Here is a 19,262-nt window from a genome sequence, read left to right as displayed (position 1 = left end):
TTCCTCGTATTTACTATCAGACTACTTGAGACGTAAATGTGGAATGATCGATCGTTTGTTCTCAACTCAATGCCTATAGGAACTCATCTAATCTATAATGTGTATATTATTGTGTACACATAAATATATATCCATGGTAATAGTTAGCACTAGAGAGTTTCGGCAAAATTTAAAAAAATATCTTGATTTGATAGATAATAATGAGCGAGTAATCATTCAGAGAGGGAGTGACAAAGTCTATGAGATTTCAAAGGATATAAAAAATGATCGTTTCTTCGACGACCCAGTCATTCAAGCACGATTGACCAAAAGCCTTCAGTCATATCAGGAGGGAAAAACTTCTAAACTTGATAATGAACAGTTGAAAGATTTATTGGGATTATGAATTTTGATATTGTCTTCACAGCTGAATCTCTAGAGGATCTTGGAAAGATAAAGAAAACGGGTAATAAAGCCCTTCTAAAAAAGCTCTATTCGTTATTACAAGAACTTAGGGTACATCCAGAATCAGGCACGGGTAAACCAGAAAAACTAAGGTATCACCAACAAAATGTTTGGTCAAGACGGATTGACAGTAGACACAGATTGGTTTACCTCATTGATGGCGATAAGATTGTGGTGTCTGTCCTTGGTGCGTATGGCCACTATAAGGATTGAGTATCGGTATTATTGATATTTACACCGAGTCATAGATCAAAGTTAGCTTCTCCCCTCCTTACCTCCTCTTCGGTGTCCTGCCAAATTTTTCTTTATAGGTCTTAATAAAATGCGACACGCTTTCGTAGCCTATTTCTGCGCCAATTTCCGATACATTTTTGGGGCTGTTGCGGAGCAGGAAATCGGCGTAGTCGAGGCGCTTGTTTTTGAGCCATAGGGCCGGAGAAGTTTGAAACTCTTCCTGGAAGTCGCGTTTGAATACCGACAGGCTACGGCCCGAAAGCTTGGCCAGTTCGGCCAAGGTAAGGGGCTTGAGGTAATAGCTGTTCATCAGGAACGACAGGTCGACTTTTTCCCCCTTATATAGTCCATATAAGATGGAACGTAGCTGTTGAGAGGGCTCCAGCTCCAAGAGGTGCAACAGGAGTTCCTGGAATTTCAATCGCAGGAAATGATTTTTAAGGGCCTCCCGGGAGTGAAAATAGGGGAAGATAGACTGGATGAATTTCTCGAAGTTGTCGTCCGACTGGAGCAGCAGAATGGGGTATTGGCTGAGGCGCTCCTCGCTGTGGGTGCTAAAGAGTTCGGGATGCAGGCTCACAAACTCCTTCAACAGTTTTTCGTCGAAAAAGAATACCAGACTCTTATAAGCCTCGTTGATGGACTCGGACATCAGGTAAAAACCCCGCTGAATAAATAGGATATCCCCCTTGGCCACATGGACCTCCTGGGTGGGGCTAGTGAATTTTTTCTCCCCTTCCAGCACCACAATGACCGCATGCTCCTCGAAAAATACATCGTATTTGGAAGGGTAAATTTCGTTGCGATAGGCCACAAAGGTCATGTCCTGAATCTTAAGGGATTCAAATTCCTGAGCGCTAATATCGGAGGGGACGCGAAGCATACCAGCAATTTACACCAAAAACTGAAACAAATCGGGTTGGTCGTTTAGGTATTCGCATACGATTTTGGCCTCGTCCATGCGGGCTAGCAAGGGTTGGAAGTCTTCGCGGCTTTTCAGCTCTATCCCTACCAAGGCGGGGCCTTGCTCCCTACTGGTCTTCTTGACGTACTCGAAGCGGGCCACATCGTCGTTGGGGCCCAATACGTTAAGGAACTCCCTGAAGGCACCCGATCGCTGGGGGAAGCGAACGATAAAGTAATGCTTCAGCCCTTCGAAGAGCAAGGATCGCTCTTTGATCTCCTCGGTGCGGGTAATGTCGTTATTGCCTCCGCTGATGAGCAGCACCACATTTTTGCCTTTTATTTCTTCTTTGATGTCGTCCAATGCAGCCACGGTAAGGGCTCCTGCCGGTTCGGCTACGATGGCCTCTTCGTTATAAAGCTGCAATATGGAGGAGCAAACGCGTCCTTCGGGTACTAGTATGATTTTTTCCAAGCTATGGCGGCATACTTCGTAGGTGATGTCCCCAGCACGGCGCACGGCGGCTCCGTCGACAAACTTATCGATATGCTCCAAAGTTAGCACTTGGCCGGCGGCTATGGAGTCGTGCATGGTAGGGGAGCCCAGGGGTTCTACTCCGACCAGCTTGGTTTGGGGAGAGAGCTGCTTGAATACCGTTGAAATGCCCGAGGCCAGTCCACCTCCACCAATGGCCATCAATAGATAGTCGATATTAAAATCGGCATCTTTAAAGATCTCCAGTCCTACGGTCCCTTGGCCCTCTATCACCTGGAGGTCGTCGAAGGGATGGACGAAAACGGCGTTGGTCGTATCGCGATAGACCATCGAGGCATGGTAGGCGTCGTCGTAGGTATCGCCCACCAGATGAATCTCTATCCATTCTTTCCCAAAGAGCCGCACCTGCTTCACTTTCTGAGCAGGGGTGGTGGTGGGCATGAATATGGCTCCTTTTACCTGCATTTTCTGACAGGCATAGGCGACGCCCTGGGCATGGTTGCCGGCGCTGGCACATACCACCCCGCCCGCCAGCTGCTCGGCCGATAGGCTGGCCATTTTGTTGTAGGCTCCTCGTATTTTATAAGAGCGAACGGTCTGCAGGTCCTCCCTTTTGAGGTAAATATTGGCTTGATATTGCTCGGAAAGGTGCTGGTTATGCAGCAGAGGGGTATGGTTGATAATTCCCCGAAGGCGCTCGGCGGCTTTGAAGATATGGTCCAGCGAAGGGCTGTGATTGGTTTTCATGGTATGAAGCAAAAAGGCCTTACGGTAACCGTAAAGCCAATTTTATTAGAAAAACCCGTAGCAGTAAGTACTGCTACAGGCCAGATAGTCATGCTTAGTTGTTTTCAGGACGTAGGCTACGTACTGTTTTACCAGCTCTCCACATTTCTGATTCGCGAAGTTCGGCAAGCTCTTCTTCCAACTTCACACGGTAGTCGGGCTGAGAGTTACGAGTAATCGATATTTTAGCTTCGTTACCAGTCTTCACAGAGTTGTAAAGTTGTTCGAAAACGGGCTTAGTAGCGTCACGGAAAGGCTTCCACCAGTCTAGTGCACCTCGTTGAGCAGTAGTAGAACAGTTGGCGTACATCCAGTCCATTCCGTTTTCGGCTACCAAAGGCATCAATGATTGAGTCAATTCTTCGACGGTTTCGTTGAAAGCTTCCGATGGAGAGTGGCCGTTCGAACGCAATACTTCATATTGAGCGGCAAAGATACCTTGGATAGCACCCATCAAAGTTCCACGCTCACCAGTAAGGTCAGAAGTTACTTCACGGTAGAAATCCGTTTCGAATAGGTAGCCAGAACCTACGCCAATACCCATAGCGATACATTTTTCGCGGGCTTTGCCAGTAGCATCTTGGAAGATGGCGAAAGAAGAGTTCAAGCCTTTTCCTTCTACGAACATACGACGAAGCGAAGTACCAGATCCCTTAGGAGCTACCAAGAACACGTCTACGTCTGCAGGAGGAACGATACCCGTTTGGTCTTTGTAGGTAGCACCGAATCCGTGAGAGAAGTAAAGAGCTTTCCCAGGAGTAAGGTGTTTCTTAACGGTAGGCCACAATTCGATTTGTGCTGCATCCGAAAGTAGGTAGCAAATAACGGTTCCTTTAGAAAGCGCCTCTTCGATTTCGAAAAGGGTTTCGCCTGGTACGAAGCCGTCGGCAACTGCCTTGTCCCAAGACTTACCGCCTTTACGCTGACCAACGATAACATTGAATCCGTTATCGCGCATGTTAAGGCTTTGGCCTGGGCCTTGAACACCATATCCGATCACAGCGATGGTTTCTGAGGAAAGTACTTCGCGTGCTTTTTCTAAAGGAAACTCTTCACGGGTTACTACTTCTTCTTCGACCCCGCCGAAATTTAATTTTGCCATTGGTTATTGATTGAATTATTGATTACAAATGAATTAAAAAACAATACTACTAAAAATTGTGCACTACTGATAATATTCCAGGTCGGCCTCGGGTAGGTAGTCGACAAGGGTCTGGGGCGATTTGCTCACTGCCACCCTTCCTGAGCGAACGAACTCTAGGATACCATGGGGTTTTATGTAGTCGAAAAACTCGAAAATTTCTTCTTCTGTACCCGTTTTTTGGATAATGACATAATTGAGGTGCCAGTATACCACCCAAGCTTTATGCACCTTGTTGATGGTCTCGATATCGATGGGCTTGGCATCGATAGGGGTAGGGATTTTGAACAGTGCGATTTCGTTATAGGCGATTTCGTCGTTGAGGTAACCGAATACCGCCAGGACTTCTATCACTTTACGAATCTGACGAACGAGTTTTTCAACCACCTCACGGGAGTCGTGGCGGATCACGATGGTAAATCGGGAGATTCCCTTTCGCTCCGTTTCCGAAACCGTAAGGCTTTCTATATTGATGCGTCTACGGGTGAGAATCGTGGTGATTTTGTTCAAAATCCCAAAGGTATTCTCCGTAAATACACAAATGGTGTAGGTAGTCATGTTGTTCTTGAATAAATTTTGAAAATACTGAAGTGCTGGCCTTAAGGGTACACACTCCTGATTATTCCAGTCTGATTTCCGATACACTAGCACCTGTTGGTACCATCGGGAATACATTCTCTTCTTTTTCTACGAGAACCTCCAGCAGATAGGGCTTGTCGGAGGCGATAAGCGTATCTAAAGAGGCTTCCAGGTCTTGGCGGTGGGCACAGGTGTGGCCGTCAATGCCAAAGCCTTTGGCTATGGTAATAAAGTCGGGATTCTGGAGTTCTACAAATGAGTAGCGTTTTTCAAAAAACAACTGCTGCCATTGGCGCACCATTCCCAGGTAATTATTATTTAGGATAATGGCTTTCACGGCCAATCCACTTTGAGCGATGGTACCCAGCTCTTGGAGGGTCATCTGGAAGCAACCGTCGCCGATAATGGCTACCACCTCGCGGTCGGGGGCTCCTACCTTGGCGCCAAAAGCTGCCGGAAGGGCATAGCCCATGGTTCCTAAACCTCCCGAGGTAATAAAGGAATTGGCCTTCTTGAATTCGTAGTACCTAGCCGACATCATCTGATGCTGGCCCACATCGGCCACCACGATGGCCTCACCCTTGGTTTTGTCCGACAGTTTACGAATGACCTCGGCCATTTTTATTTTTTCGGTAGTTGCCGACAGTTCGGGCTGAGTGATTTTTTCAAATTCCTCTTTTTCATATTTCTTGAACTCCGCTCTCCATTCCGAATGGTCGTTGGCCTCTACTAGAGGCAACAATTGTTCGAGCGCTACCTTGGCATCGCCAACAACGGGAGCCTCCGTTTTCATGATCTTGTTGATTTCGGCGGGGTCAATTTCAATATGCACGATCTTGGCTTGCTTGGCATAGCGGCTCAAGTCGCCCGTTACGCGGTCGTCGAAGCGCATCCCCACCGCCACGATCAGGTCGCATTGGTTGGTCAGCACGTTGGTACCGTAGTTGCCGTGCATACCTAGCCAGCCTACATAATTGGGGTGGTCGACCGACACCGACGATAGGCCCAGAAGGGTAGCGGCTGCGGGCATATCCGTTTTTTCTATAAACCGCAAGAGCTCATCTTCCGCTTTGGAAATGTTAACACCATGGCCAAAGAATAAAAAGGGCTTTTTGGCCTCGTTGATCAACTTGGCAGCCGCTTGCAGCTGATCGGCCTTGGGCACAAGCCTCGGGCGATAGCTCCGCAGACTCACGCAAGGCTTATAGTTGAAAGGCTTGCTTAGGAGCTCATTCTGAGCATTTTTGGTGATATCGATGAGTACGGGCCCTGGTTTTCCCGATTTGGCAATATAAAAAGCCTTGGCCATGATCTCCGGGATTTCGTCGGCCCGGGTAATTTGGTAATTCCATTTGGTAATGGGGGTGGTAACGCCTATGATATCAGTCTCCTGAAAGGCGTCGGTACCCAATAAGCCTGCCACTACCTGGCCTACAATGCAGACCATAGGGGTGGAGTCAATAATGGCATCGGCAATGCCCGTCACCAAATTGGTGGCTCCGGGGCCGGAAGTAGCCAAACAAACACCCACTTTGCCGGTGGCTCTGGCAAAGCCTTCAGCGGCATGTGAAGCGCCTTGTTCATGACGTACCAGAATGTGGTTGATCTGGTCCTGGTAGTCATAGATGGCGTCGTACACGGGCATGATGGCCCCACCAGGGTACCCAAATATGGTTTCGACCCCTTCCTTTATGAGTGCTCGAATCACGGCATGAGAGCCGTTGATCAATTCTGGGGTAGTGGTCGATTGGGTTTGTTGTTCCATTTCGGCCGTGGCTATTTGTTTTTCATTAAATTCCATGACTTGCTTATTAATTAGTCTGATGAATTTTCAAATATTATTTTTAAAATCCTTAGGCTTCGTCGGTAACACAGCCTTCGCTGGCCGACTTCACGGTACGGATATAACGTCCTAGCATCCCTTTTGTAAAACGGGGCTCGGGTTGTACCCAAGTGGCTTTCCTGCTGGCGAGTTCCTCATCGGAAACATGCAGCTTGAGCTCGCGGGTATCGGCGTCGATGGTGATTTTATCTCCATCTTTTACTAGGGCTATGGGTCCACCGTCGAAGGCCTCAGGGCAGATATGCCCTACTACAAAGCCGTGTGTCCCCCCAGAGAAGCGCCCGTCGGTGATCAGGGCTATTTTGTCGCCTAGGCCCGCTCCCATAACGGCCGAGGTAGGCTTGAGCATTTCCGACATTCCGGGTCCTCCTTTAGGGCCGGCATTGCGGATCACTACGACATGTCCTTCCTTGATTTCACCTTTGGCCAAGGCCTCAATGATTTCCGATTCATGCTCGCAGATTTTGGCCTCTCCTTCGAAACGCAACCCTTCTTTGCCGGTAATTTTGGCTACCGATCCTTCAGGGGCCAGGTTACCATACAATATCTGGATATGGCCCGAAGGTTTGATGGGGCTAGTAAGGGGGAAAACGATTTTCTGAGCGTCGAAGTCAAGACTTGGAACGTCGGCAAGGTTTTCAGCTACGGTTTTACCGGTTACGGTAATACAGTCGCCATGAATAAGCCCTTGTTCGAATAAGTATTTCATAACCGCCGGTACCCCACCGATTTCCAGCATATCCTCCATGTAATATTTACCGCTAGGCTTCAGGTCGGCAATGAACGGTACCCGATCCGATATTACCTGAATGTCGTCGAGGGTTAAGGGGATTCCCGCAGCCCTTGCGATGGCCAGGTAATGTAAGGTGGCATTCGTAGAGCCTCCTAAGGCCATTACTACCGTCAGGGCGTTCTCTAGCGATTTGCGTGTAATAATTTCTTTGGGAGTGATGTTGAGTTCCAAGAGTTTTTTCATGGCTTCGCCAATCTTCTTGCACTCCTCTTTCTTGCCTTCGTGAGTAGCCGGATAGCTGCTGCCAAATGGAAGGCTTAAGCCCATAGCCTCAATAGAGGATGCCATGGTGTTGGCCGTATACATCCCGCCACAGGCACCTTGGCCAGGGATAGAGTTCTGTATAACTCCTTTATAGTCTTCGTCAGAAATGTTATTGGCAAACTTTTGTCCTAATGCTTCAAATGCCGAAACGATATCGAGTTTTTTACCCTTATAATGTCCCGAACGAATGGTACCTCCGTAGACCATGATGGCTGGTCGGCCTATTCGTGCCATGGCCATGATGGCTCCAGGCATATTTTTATCGCATCCTACCACGGCGATTACCCCATCGTACCACTGCGCAGATACTACCGTCTCTATGGAGTCGGCAATGATGTCGCGGCTGGGTAGGGAGTAACGCATCCCGTCGTTTCCGTTAGTCATACCATCCGATACACCAATGGTATTGAATATAAGGCCAACCATATCGTTATTGGCTTGTACCCCCTGCTTTACGTAGACCGATAGTCCGTTAAGGTGCATGTTACAAGGGTTTCCCTCATAGCCTGTGCTGGCAATGCCTATTTGCGGCTTGGCAAAGTCTTCCTCTTTAAAGCCTATGGCATAGAGCATGGCCTGAGCGGCTGGGTTAGTGACCTCCTGGGTAAGGGTTTTCGAGAATTTGTTTAATTCGTTCGCCATGATATTTGAAAAGGATAAAAGTAAAACACCTCACTCTGGTTGGGGAGTGAGGTGCAAGTATTTGGTACTCGACGATCCCACTCGGCCTTAGTGCGTGACTGTAACGACTGGAAGTGGAATTATCTTAAACATTGTTCAGCGTAAAATATTTTGACAGCGAAATTTCGCTAATTTGTTTTTGGTCTTACAAAGTAGGAGGGTAACTTTTTATTTTCCAAATATTAGGGCACTTTTTTGAATGAAAACTTAGACAAATGCCAAATAATTATTAACAGGCCCACGGTAATAGGAAAAGAATTAATTTTGTTTCAAGCAATAATCAAAGACTATGTTAACAACAGAAGCGAGTTCGTCCTATACGGATCTGGAAAAGATGCCCATCCACGAACTGTTAAGTTCGATTAATAAAGAGGATCAAACCGTTCCTCAAGCGGTAAGCAAAGCGCTGCCGCAGATAGAGGCCCTGCTAGCCCAAATAGTCCCTAGAATGAAGGCCGGTGGACGGCTATTTTATATTGGGGCGGGTACTAGTGGCCGTTTGGGGATCCTCGATGCCTCCGAGTGCCCTCCCACCTTCGGCGTTTCACCCGGCTTGGTAGTGGGGCTTATCGCTGGCGGTGACCAGGCCATCAGGAGTGCGGTAGAGAATGCCGAGGACGATTGGGACCAGGCCTGGGTAGATCTTCAGGCCTACAAGCCTAATGAAAGAGATAGCCTAATAGGGCTAGCCGCTTCAGGGCGTACGCCTTATGTAATTGGTGGGCTTAATGAGGCGCATAAAGCGGGCTTACTTACGGGCTGCATCGTTTGTAACGAAGGCTCGGCAGTAGCCGAAGCGGCAGAGTATCCGGTAGAAGTGGTGGTAGGCCCAGAGTTTTTGACTGGCAGTACCAGAATGAAGTCGGGAACGGCACAAAAACTGGTGCTCAATATGATCTCTACTGCTGCCATGATCCAATTGGGCAGAGTAAAAGGGAATAAGATGGTAGACATGCAGCTGACCAACGAGAAATTGGTGGGCAGGGCGATTCGTATGATTATGGAAGAAGTGGATGTGTCGCCGGATGAGGCCGCTTCTTTGCTCGACGAGCATGGTAGTGTACGGGCGGCGATAGAGGCCCTTCAAGGCAAGAAATAATAATTGGATACTTCTTGCTGGACGGCGAGAGGCTTCCCTCACGCCGTCCAGCAATTCCAGCGCTATATATTCAGCATGATTTTCCCAAACTGCTGACCTGACTCCATATATTGAAGCGCCTCTTCGGCTTGGTCGAGCGTGAAGGTTCTGTCAATGACGGGAACGATCTTCTTTTCGGAGATTAAGGCGACCATGTCGGCGAACTCGGCATCATTACCCATGGTGGTTCCTTTGATATTCAACTGTTTAAAAAATATCTTGGCAGGTACCAGATCGGTGATATTGCCTCGGCCACCTCCGTAAAAGCAAATATTGGCTCCAGGAGCGGCCAGATCGGTGAGGAACGTGAAGCCTGCCCCCCCTGCACTGTCTATGATTACGTTGAAATAGCCAGTTTTGGGCCCTCTGGCCTTTACGAGAAGGTCGCGGTACCAGGTAGGATTTTTATAGTTGATGCCCCCTTTGGCCCCCATATCCATGGCTTTGGCTATTTTGTCGTCGGAGCCCGAGGTAACCCATACTTCGGCCCCAATAGCTACGGCCATCTGAATGGCCAGCAGGGCCACTCCTCCACCCGCACCCGTGATAAGCACCTTGTCGGTAGGCCGGAGCCCACAGCGTGTAAACAAGGCTCGATAACCTGTAAGGCCCGCTAAGGGCAAGGCCGCCGCCTGTTCAAAGGATAAATGTGCTGGCTTTTCTACCAAATATTTGGCTTCGATTTTGATATATTCGGCGAAGGTACCGTTGTCGGGCATACCCAGTATTTTATGATCGGCTCCATAATAGTCTGGATTGTCGCCCCAGTTATGGGAAGGGTTCATGATGACCTCCTTATGAAGCCATTCGGAGGCCACCCCTTCTCCTAGGTCGGTAACTACTCCTGCCCCATCAGAGCCCACCACCAGTGGGGTGACGATACGGGGGTACAACCCCTTCTGGATCCATAAGTCGCGGTGGTTGAGGGAGGCCGACTTTACCTGTACTACCACCTCTCCAGCACCTGCTGTAGGCTTGTCTATATCTTGAATTTCTAGCGCTTCTCTTAAATTTTGCAATACGGCAGCTTTCATATCTCATTTATTTTGTTGACTTAAAATAAAAAACCCTTAGCTAGGCCACTTTCCAGTGATGGTTTGTGGCGCCGACTAAGGGTGGAAATATAGTTAAATACGATTAGATATCGGAATATTCTGTCGGGAAAAGGAACTTCTGAATATTCTTGGAAACGTTGTGCTGAAACTCAGGAATTACTTTTACTTTAGCCCATTCGGCATCGTCGGTAAAGGCTTTCCAATGGGCATCGCGGGAGGCCTTATTGTCGAAGGTAGTCATATACATCAGGTTAGGCATGGTTCCCCCAGATACTACCTCTCCATAAAACACGGCATTGAAGCCTAAGCGATCGAAAATACCTACTTCGTTGCCATCGTTGAACATCCTAACCTTGTTGAGGTGGAGCTTTTCGGTAGCACTTTCATAGCTACGAAGTTCATAGATGCGTTCGGCTTTGCTACCCGATAAGGCCGGTTTGCTTATAAAGGGGTGTCCTTCAAATGCCCGAAGTATGGTGGTTTCTATCCGTTGATAGGGGGCGTTATTGTATGCTGCGTCGAGGTAGTCCTTGCCTGCCGAAAGATATTGCTTGTCTTTCTCCAAAGTGGAGGGGAGCTGTGCCAGCTGATCCAAAGATTTGAAAGGCGTAAGCACATAAATCTGTTTTCCTGAAAGGCTATCGGAAGTTACGGGCTTAAATACCCCGATATTCTTGATGCCTATCCGGTGCATGGCGGGGATATAGGCGTCTTTGAGGTACTTTTCTACTCTATCGCCTTGTTCGCTACTATTAATACGGTAAATTTTTATTTGATAAAATTCTCTTTTGGGGGCCTTAGCCCAGGAGAGGGAGGTTATTAAGGCCAGGAAAAGTAAGGCAAATGGCTTCAGGCTGAAATGGTACATAAAATAGCAGGCTTAATGTTTGTAAAAAAATAAAGACTTTATAAAAAGTCGAAGTAAAGGGACTTATACCCTTATTGGGCAATAGACTTTATAACGACCGGAGGCGTCGGCAGTCGGGTTGGGTGATCAGACATTTTCTGAAAACGATTTTCTAATTTTTGGCGGGGGTATCTATGCCGATGGTGAGCAGGTTGGTTCAAGATTATTCGGGATACGGTCTCCTATAAAATGATCATCATCCAAAAGTTTTAGGTTTAAAATTTAGGACAGGAAAGCTCTCTTTTCCTAGCCTTGGAGCGTTTCTGTTTTGGTGTTAAGGGATCGAAAACATAGGAGAGCGAGATTTCGTGGGCCCCACCACTGCTGGCACCCAAGGTCGAAATGGTGAGGTCATAGCTGTAACCTATAGAAAAACGGTCCTGTCGAAAGCCTGCGAGCAGGATAAGCGCCTCATGGTTGTTGATTCCGGCGTCATATTTTTTGAAGGGGATACCACGGTACCAAGCCCCCAGTACCAAGGGTTCCAGGGTCATGTACATGCCAAGGTCGAGCTGGTCGTATTTTCCTTGTTTCTTGTATAATATGGCAGGAGAAATAGTTTTTTCCTTGTCAATCTCGTTTCCCAAATAGGTGTATCCAGCAAAGGGTATGCGCAAACCGGCCTGAAAACTCGTTTTGATGGGTAAACGGGCCTCTACATTCGAGAAGGCCTGGTTGGGGCGGTTGAGGTGATGCGCGGATAGTCCGGCCCAGTACCAGTCGGAGTAGATCATCATGCCAGCGGAAAAGTCGGCGTAGTTGACGTTAGGGCCCCCTTGGGCGAAGGGGTCGGAAGAGGGGTTGCCGGTGAGTCCGCCGTTGGTAAATTGGTCACCAAAAGTTAAACCATAATAATCGAGCGTCCTAGAGGCAAATCCCCCTTGGATGCCAAATCTTAAGGACGTAACTTCATCCAGCCCTATTTGATAGGAGTATTGCAGGGCCGCTTCTGTCGATTTTAAATTGCCCAGTCCTTGGCTATCCATGGTAACTAATACACCCAGACCACTGTTATAGTTGGGAAGGAAAACGTCGGCACCGAAAGTGGTGGTAACGAAGTTGGCCGAAAGAGAAGGCCATTGGTTGCGGTAATTTATGGTTGCTCTAGGCGCTAAGGCTCCTCCAGCTAAGGCGGGGTTCAGATATAGCGGATTGGCATAAAACTGTGAAAATTGTGGGTCTTGAGCCCAACCTTTCAAAGTAAATAGTGTCAATAAGAGTAACAGCAGTACTTTTTTAAGCATAGGAATGGATATTGCGAACCGTATAGTGAGGTGTATGATATGGATAAACTAAGCCAATTAGAATATGAATATCACAAATTATCATCAATTTGCGTACTATTATTTGAATACCCGGCAATTTTCTAACGCTAGCGGGCAAAATTTACGCCTCTAATTTTCGTTAGATGCTTATATATTCCGCTACTATTGCAATGGGTCTGGTAAGGGGCGCTTGAACTATTAACGAAACATGGGTCAAAATTATATCATATACAGGCAACAATTTTTCACCTTCCTGTTCCTAAGCTTGCTTTCAATAGCTGGTGCAAGGGCGCAGTTTGTGGTGGAGGGGCCATGTGTACAGGATCTCGATTGTGAGGACGATATGACTCTCTTCAGAGATACGTTGAGCACCGGGGTGGCGTGGAGCTGGGAGTTTGGCGATGGAGTGGGTACGGGTACGGGAAAGAATGCCCTATATTCCTATCTGACACCAGGAACTTATACGGTAACTTTAAATCGGACCCTATCCGATGGAACCACTCAAACGGTAAGTAAGCCGGTGGAGATCGGGGAGCTCCCTCCTGCATTTCAGGAGTGGAAAACAGACTCTACCATCTGCCCTGGAGACTCTATCTTACTAGATCCTTATCCCAATGGAGCACCAGCTGGTGCTCGATATATCTGGTATCCTAAAGGCGATACCACCCAGACCATTACGGTCGATAGTTCTGGGTGCTATTCCGTAGAGGTCATTATGCCCAATGGTTGTACCATTCAAGATCGAATTAATGTAAAAATTTGCATGGAACCTTCCAATCAGGAAGGGGCAAAATGGTATTTTGGAGCCAATGCGGGGTTAGACTTTAACAATAATCCCCCAACCCCCCTGACCGATGGAAACTTAAATACTACAGAGGGGACTTCTTCCATATCCAATTCGAAGGGGGAGCTGCTATTTTATACCGATGGGATCACCATTTATAATAAGGATGGGGACAAAATGAATTGCTATGACCTGACCACCTGCGTCGACCTAAAAGGAAGCCCCAATTCTACTCAATCGGTGCTGATTGTCCCACAGCCTACTTGTAAGGGCTGTGAATATTTGTACAACGTCATTACTACCTCCGACATCAACGGGGAGCAATTGTTGACGCTCAGTGTGGTCGATATGCGCCGGAACGACGGGAAAGGAGCGATCATAGAACAGAATACTACCTTACAAAAGCCCACTACCGAAAATATTGCCTCCGTTCGTAACGACCGCGACAGTACCTACTGGGTTATTTCGCATGATTATGGGGACAATACCTTTCGCATTTTTCATGCTACTAACGCGGGTTTTATTCAAGAAAGCACGGTCCAATTAGGAATGCCTAGAGATACTACCACCGAAGCGGAGGGGTATATGAAATTCTCTGCTCCCGACTCATTAACAGGGGAGCGTACCTTGGCCGTGGTGGTACCAGGCCCTCCACAGAACTTTGTGGAATTGTATAGTTTCAATGATTCGACTGGCACCTTGTCGCTAACAAAAACCTTGGACCTTGGCCCTGCTCCACCTACGGCCTACGGGGTGGAGTTTTCGCCTAGTGGTGAAAAAATGTATGTATCCTTCCAAGGAAAGGATGGGGAGAGCAGCTATCTGCTACAATACGACCTCACTTTGCCCGATAGCCTTATTATAGAAACGGCCATCGCCCTCGATAGCTCGGCAACGGAAACCTTCGGTGCCCTACAAATAGGCCCGGATGGTAGGATTTATATGGCTATTGAAGGCAGTGAATATTTGGCGGTTATAGGGGAGCCAGAGGGAAACTCCATTACTGGAGTGGAATATGAACGTGAAGGCGTAAGCCTGGGGGGTAAAGTAAGTGAATTAGGACTCCCCAATATGGTTCAGGACTTTACCCAGGAAAGTTCGGGGCCGGGTTTTGAAGCCGAGGGTTTCTGTACCAATGAACCCACCAGCTTTCAGGCCAGCCCCATCTGTGACCCCATAGAGGATACCTATTCCTGGAGTTTCGACTATCCAACAGGTGGTTTTACTCCTCCTTCTAGCGAACAGCAAACCACTTTTACCTATACCACGCCCGGGACCTATCAGGTGGCTTTGAGAGCCATGAACAAATGTACCGATACGCTGATTATCCAGGAAATTACCATTTACGAAACGCCTACTGGGTTGGACCTTGGGCCCGACAAGGATACCTGCGGGGCCTATGTGCCGCTAAGTGCCAATGTACAAGCACAGGGTTATGTGTGGATCCATGCAGGCAGAGTGGTAGGCCGTGAGAAGGACTATCGGGCCTTAAATACAGGCCAATATATAGCCTTGGCCTATAATGGTCCTCAAGCCGATTGCTATGCTTCCGATACGATTCAGATTACCTTACGCCGCCCACCGGCCATCGATATTGGGCCCGATACCACCCTCTGTAGAGATAGCTCTATAGTGCTTTCCGTGCCTAGTACTAGGTGGATAGAGTTCAATTGGAGCAATGGGGAGTCTACCAAAGATATCACCGTTAGCCAGCCGGGCGAGTATTTTGTGGTGGTAAAAGACCGTAATGATTGTTACAATTCCGACACCCTTGTAGTGGGTGAAAGGCCTTCACCCATTCTGAATCTTATACCCGAGTATTCCTTATGTATACCCGACGGCCAATCGGTAATCGTGGACGCCAATGGGATAGGTTCACTAAAATATCTTTGGTATCCTACTGGAGATACCACACAAACCTTTACCACGAATACGGCTGGCGTGTATACCGTAAGTGCCACCAACCCAGAAGGCTGTGTTACCTCTCAGTCTACAACGGTTATTGACCGTTGCGAGCCCCGATTCTTTATCCCCGATGCCTTTACGCCCGACGGGGAAGGGCATAATGAGACCTTTCAAGTCTTTGGCGCTTATTTTACCAATTTTACCATGCGGATATACAACCGTTGGGGAGAGGTGATATTCGCCACCGAAGATGTCGACAACCTATGGGATGGTACCTATAAGGGCGTTTTGGTGCAGCCGGGAGCCTATCCCTACGTGCTGTCCTATGAGGCCTTGTATTTTCCGGAAAGGGCCCCGATCGTGAAGCGGGGATCGGTCATGCTGATCCGCTAGGCTCTGGGTAATTCGGGAAAAATAGGTTATTTTTGAGCCGTAGAGGGCTCTGTTTGTCCTTAAGAAAAATAGCTAGTGTATGCGCCAAGACTATCTGTCGGGAGATAAGGAGAATCTATCCAATACGGAGAAGGAAATTGAAAAGGCCCTAAGGCCCCTGACCTTCGACGATTTTTCTGGACAGGATAAGATATTAGAGAATTTAAAAATATTCGTGCAGGCGGCCCGTCAAAGGGGCGACGCCCTGGACCATGTCCTGCTACATGGCCCTCCGGGGCTAGGCAAGACCACCCTCTCCAATATTGTAGCCAATGAGCTGGGAGCAGGGATCAAGATCACGTCGGGGCCGGTACTGGACAAACCCAGCGACTTGGCAGGGCTCCTCACCAACCTCCAGGAGTTCGACGTCCTGTTTATCGATGAAATCCACCGGCTCAATCCCGTCGTGGAAGAGTATTTGTATTCGGCCATGGAGGATTATAAGATCGACATCATGCTCGACAGCGGCCCCAATGCCCGGAGTATTCAGATAGGACTCAATCCCTTTACGCTAATAGGGGCTACCACCCGCGCCGGAATGCTTACCTCTCCGCTACGGGCGCGCTTTGGGATTAACGCCCGACTAGAGTATTATGATGCAGCGCTTTTGTCCAAGATTTTAAAGCGGTCAGCAGCCATCTTAGAGACCCCTCTAGGCGACGATGCCGCCTTCGAAATAGCCCGACGCAGCCGCGGTACCCCTCGTATTGCCAATAACCTGCTGCGCCGTACCCGCGACTTCGCCCAGGTAAAGGGCGATGGCAGTATTACCGTAGCCATAGCCGAAATGGCCCTGAAGGCCTTGGACGTAGATCAAAATGGGTTGGATGAGATGGATAACCGTATCCTATCGACTATCGTAGAGAAGTTTAAGGGTGGCCCTGTAGGGCTATCGACCATCGCTACGGCCTGTGGTGAAGAGGCCGAAACGATCGAGGAGGTCTATGAGCCCTTTTTGATCAAAGAAGGCTATATGAAACGTACCGCCCGAGGTAGAGAAGTCACCGAAAAGGCTTTTCACCACCTAGGCGTACTGCCCAGGCACAGGGCCGGGGAGCTTTTTTAGGTAATAGTTTTTTAGGCAATAGGCCGTAGGCATGATGCAGGAAGCCTTCTGGGCTGTATGCCGTAAGCTGTATGCATTAAGCAAAATGCACTAAACTAACGGCCTACAAGGCTTTAAGCCGTAAGCAATAAGCTTTAAGCAAATTTCACCATACAAAAGGCTTACGGCATACTGCCTATCGCCTATTGCCTACGGCCTACAAGGCTTTAAGCTGTAAGCAATAAGCTTTAAGCTTTAAGCAATAAGCTTTAAGCAAATTTCACCATACTAAAGGCTTACCGCATACTGCCTAACGCCTATTGCCTAATGCCTACGGCCTGCAAGGCTTTAAGCTGTAAGCAATAAGCTTTAAGCAAATTTCACGATACAAAAAGCTTACCGCATACTGCCTATTGCCTACTGCCTACAAGGCTTTAAGCTTTAAGCAATAAGCTTTAAGCAAATTGCACCATACAAAAGGCTTACCGCCTACCGCCTATTGCCTACGGCCTGCAAGGCTTTAAGCAATAAGCACTATACAAAAGGCCTACGGCCTATCGCCTGCAAGGCTTTAAGCAATAAGCACTATACAAAAGGCCTACGGCCTATCGCCTGCAAGGCTATAAGCAAACTGCACCATACAAAATGCCTAAAGCCTACGGCCTACTGCCTAAAACCTAAAACCTAAAACCTAAAACCTAAAACCTAAAAAATCCCCAACAACCCTATAATTGGAATAGTTATTGTACTTTTGCGGAGAATTTTGATCGACCGTCTCTGCATGGATACTTATTGTCCAATAAAATTAGTAGTTCGCGTACCTTGTGCTATCATTGAGCATGAGGGGCTGGTACTTGCCGCCCAGCGTAGTGCGCATCTTTCCTTTCCCTTAAAGTGGGAGTTTCCGGGTGGCAAACAGGAAAAAAATGAAACCGATGAGCAGACCCTTTACCGCGAAATCAGGGAGGAACTGGACGTGGACATAGAGATAATCCGCCCATTGCCCGAGACCGTCAAGGACCAAGGCTGGCGTGAAATTGTCCTGGTGCCTTTCATTTGTCGTCTCAAATCCTTTGAAATGACCCTTTCAGAGCATGAAAAGATACTCTGGCTGGGACCGGAAGCCCTCACTGAACTGGACTGGACAGAAGGCGATTGGGATATTATCCGTCATTATAACGAATATTTATCGGTCAAACGATAGCCTCTGGCCTTTTTTAGACTCGTCGAACTGGCCCTTATGATAGGCCAGGTGGCCCGACACAAAGGTATGGGTCACTTCGGAATGGAACTCGGTACCTTCAAAGGGGGACCAGCCACATTTGGCATGGAGGTTATCGGCCTTTACCACCGTCTTAGCATTGAGATCTATTAATGCCAAGTCGGCCCAGTAGCCTTCGCGGATATAGCCTCTGTCGGCAATCTGGAAGCAGTCGGCCACGGCATGGGTCATTTTTTCCACCGCTCTTTCCATTGTTATTTTACCTTGTCGGCTCATCTCTAGCATTACATTTAGCGAGTGCTGTACCAATGGCAGGCCCGAGGGCGACTGCCAATACGGCTGTGCCTTTTCTTGGGCGGTATGGGGCGCATGGTCGGTGGCGATCACGTCGATGCGGTCGTCGAGCAAGGCCTGCAGGATAGCCTCTTTATGATGCGGCGCTTTAATGGCTGGGTTACACTTAATGTTATTGCCCAAGGTCTTATAGTCTTCGGCGTCGAACCATAGATGGTGTACACAGGCTTCGGAGGTTATCAGCTTGGGAGTGCCATTGGCCAAGCGTATTTTCCCTTCTTTCCGAGTGCCCACTTCGAAAAGGGAGGTTTCGTCACCCGTAGAGATGTGTAAGATATGCAGCCGGGTTCCATGCTTGCGGGCAAGGTCGGAGGCAAACCGCGACGATATTAGGCAAGCTTCTTCATTGCGAATCAGCGCATGAATATTATAAGGTACATTTTCTCCATATACTTCTTTAAAGTGCTCCATCCGTTGGCGCACCGTGGCTTCATCCTCACAGTGTGTAGCAATGAGGCAGGGGGCGTTAGCAAATAATTTATTGAGTACTTCAGGAGCATCTACGAGCATGTTGCCAGTAGAGGACCCCATAAACACTTTTATTCCGCATACATTTTTGATGTCGGTGCGCATTACCTCTTCATAGTTGTCGTTGGAAGCTCCCATAAAAAAGGAGTAATTGGCCAGCGACGACTGGGCGGCAATCTGGTATTTATCCTCTAACAAGGGTTGTGTAAGGGCATTGGGCACGGTGTTGGGCATTTCCATAAAGGAAGTTACCCCTCCCGCTACGGCCGCACGTGCTTCTGTAGCGATATTGGCTTTGTGGGTAAGCCCTGGTTCCCTGAAATGTACCTGGTCGTCGATCACCCCCGGAATCAGGTGTAGTCCTTTGGCATCGATGATATGGTCGGCGGGGGTATTTTGCAAATCGGCTCCTAGCTTCAGTATTCGACCATCGGCGATTAGTACGTCTAATTCTTTTGTTGTATTTTCATTTACGACTAAGGCATTCAGGATAAGCGTTTTCATAGGGGCCGATTTGTTTTTT

Annotated in this window: 15 protein-coding genes; 5 read left to right on the top strand and 10 right to left on the bottom strand. The window is 48.2% G+C overall.

Annotated elements, in window-relative coordinates:
- Positions 1-381 precede the first annotated feature (381 nt).
- A complete protein-coding gene (locus CLV98_RS18100) occupies positions 382-657 on the top strand; it encodes a Txe/YoeB family addiction module toxin (protein ID WP_109676548.1) in 276 nt (91 codons plus the stop codon).
- Between the two features lie 58 nt (positions 658-715).
- Here CLV98_RS18100 and CLV98_RS18095 read toward each other — a convergent pair whose 3' ends face one another.
- From CLV98_RS18095 to ilvD, 6 genes are all read right to left on the bottom strand, one after another.
- Positions 716-1,561, bottom strand: coding sequence for an AraC family transcriptional regulator (locus CLV98_RS18095; RefSeq protein WP_109676546.1), 846 nt, complete (start codon positions 1,559-1,561; stop codon positions 716-718).
- A 9-nt stretch (positions 1,562-1,570) separates the two neighbouring features.
- Positions 1,571-2,824, bottom strand: a complete 1,254-nt coding sequence (gene ilvA / locus CLV98_RS18090; protein WP_109676544.1) for a threonine ammonia-lyase IlvA — start codon at positions 2,822-2,824, stop codon at positions 1,571-1,573.
- A 94-nt stretch (positions 2,825-2,918) separates the two neighbouring features.
- Positions 2,919-3,965 (bottom strand): ketol-acid reductoisomerase, encoded by a 1,047-nt coding sequence (gene ilvC, locus CLV98_RS18085; protein WP_109676542.1) that lies wholly within the window; start codon positions 3,963-3,965, stop codon positions 2,919-2,921.
- Between the two features lie 63 nt (positions 3,966-4,028).
- A complete protein-coding gene (ilvN, locus tag CLV98_RS18080; protein WP_109676540.1) occupies positions 4,029-4,562 on the bottom strand; it encodes an acetolactate synthase small subunit in 534 nt (177 codons plus the stop codon).
- 61 nt (positions 4,563-4,623) lie between these two features.
- Positions 4,624-6,384, bottom strand: a complete 1,761-nt coding sequence (gene ilvB, locus CLV98_RS18075; protein ID WP_109676538.1) for a biosynthetic-type acetolactate synthase large subunit — start codon at positions 6,382-6,384, stop codon at positions 4,624-4,626.
- A 52-nt stretch (positions 6,385-6,436) separates the two neighbouring features.
- The gene (gene ilvD, locus CLV98_RS18070; RefSeq protein WP_109676536.1) at positions 6,437-8,125 is read right to left on the bottom strand and encodes a dihydroxy-acid dehydratase; all 1,689 of its coding nucleotides are present in this window, start codon (positions 8,123-8,125) and stop codon (positions 6,437-6,439) included.
- Between the two features lie 328 nt (positions 8,126-8,453).
- On the opposite strand from ilvD, the gene murQ reads away from it, so the two are divergent.
- Positions 8,454-9,263, top strand: coding sequence for an N-acetylmuramic acid 6-phosphate etherase (gene murQ, locus CLV98_RS18065; protein WP_109676534.1), 810 nt, complete (start codon positions 8,454-8,456; stop codon positions 9,261-9,263).
- Between the two features lie 62 nt (positions 9,264-9,325).
- Here the strand turns inward: murQ and CLV98_RS18060 are convergent, their stop codons facing one another.
- The 3 genes from CLV98_RS18060 to CLV98_RS18050 all read right to left on the bottom strand — a co-directional run bounded on the left by CLV98_RS18060 (position 9,326) and on the right by CLV98_RS18050 (position 12,508).
- On the bottom strand, positions 9,326-10,336 hold the full coding sequence (locus CLV98_RS18060) for a quinone oxidoreductase family protein (RefSeq protein ID WP_109676532.1): 1,011 nt from the start codon (positions 10,334-10,336) through the stop codon (positions 9,326-9,328).
- A 103-nt stretch (positions 10,337-10,439) separates the two neighbouring features.
- A complete protein-coding gene (locus CLV98_RS18055; RefSeq protein ID WP_109676530.1) occupies positions 10,440-11,225 on the bottom strand; it encodes an NIPSNAP family protein in 786 nt (261 codons plus the stop codon).
- A gap of 254 nt (positions 11,226-11,479) precedes the next feature.
- Positions 11,480-12,508, bottom strand: a complete 1,029-nt coding sequence (locus CLV98_RS18050) for a PorP/SprF family type IX secretion system membrane protein (RefSeq protein ID WP_109676528.1) — start codon at positions 12,506-12,508, stop codon at positions 11,480-11,482.
- Positions 12,509-12,737: 229 nt separating this feature from the next.
- Here CLV98_RS18050 and CLV98_RS18045 point away from each other — a divergent pair, with 229 nt between their 5' ends.
- From CLV98_RS18045 to CLV98_RS18035, 3 genes are all read left to right on the top strand, one after another.
- Positions 12,738-15,611 carry a T9SS type B sorting domain-containing protein gene (locus tag CLV98_RS18045; RefSeq protein WP_109676526.1) on the top strand — a complete coding sequence of 958 codons (2,874 nt, stop codon included), beginning with the start codon at positions 12,738-12,740 and terminating at the stop codon, positions 15,609-15,611.
- 79 nt (positions 15,612-15,690) lie between these two features.
- Positions 15,691-16,716 (top strand): Holliday junction branch migration DNA helicase RuvB, encoded by a 1,026-nt coding sequence (ruvB, locus tag CLV98_RS18040; RefSeq protein WP_109676524.1) that lies wholly within the window; start codon positions 15,691-15,693, stop codon positions 16,714-16,716.
- Between the two features lie 760 nt (positions 16,717-17,476).
- Positions 17,477-17,899, top strand: coding sequence for a (deoxy)nucleoside triphosphate pyrophosphohydrolase (locus CLV98_RS18035; protein WP_109676522.1), 423 nt, complete (start codon positions 17,477-17,479; stop codon positions 17,897-17,899).
- Here the strand turns inward: CLV98_RS18035 and CLV98_RS18030 are convergent.
- Positions 17,882-19,243, bottom strand: a complete 1,362-nt coding sequence (locus tag CLV98_RS18030; RefSeq protein ID WP_109676520.1) for a dihydroorotase — start codon at positions 19,241-19,243, stop codon at positions 17,882-17,884. The genes CLV98_RS18035 and CLV98_RS18030 overlap by 18 nt on opposite strands.
- Positions 19,244-19,262 lie beyond the last annotated feature (19 nt).

This window comes from Dyadobacter jejuensis (assembly GCF_003149085.1).
GTDB lineage: Bacteria > Bacteroidota > Bacteroidia > Cytophagales > Spirosomataceae > Dyadobacter > Dyadobacter jejuensis.
This window is presented reverse-complemented; position numbering and strand designations above follow the sequence as displayed.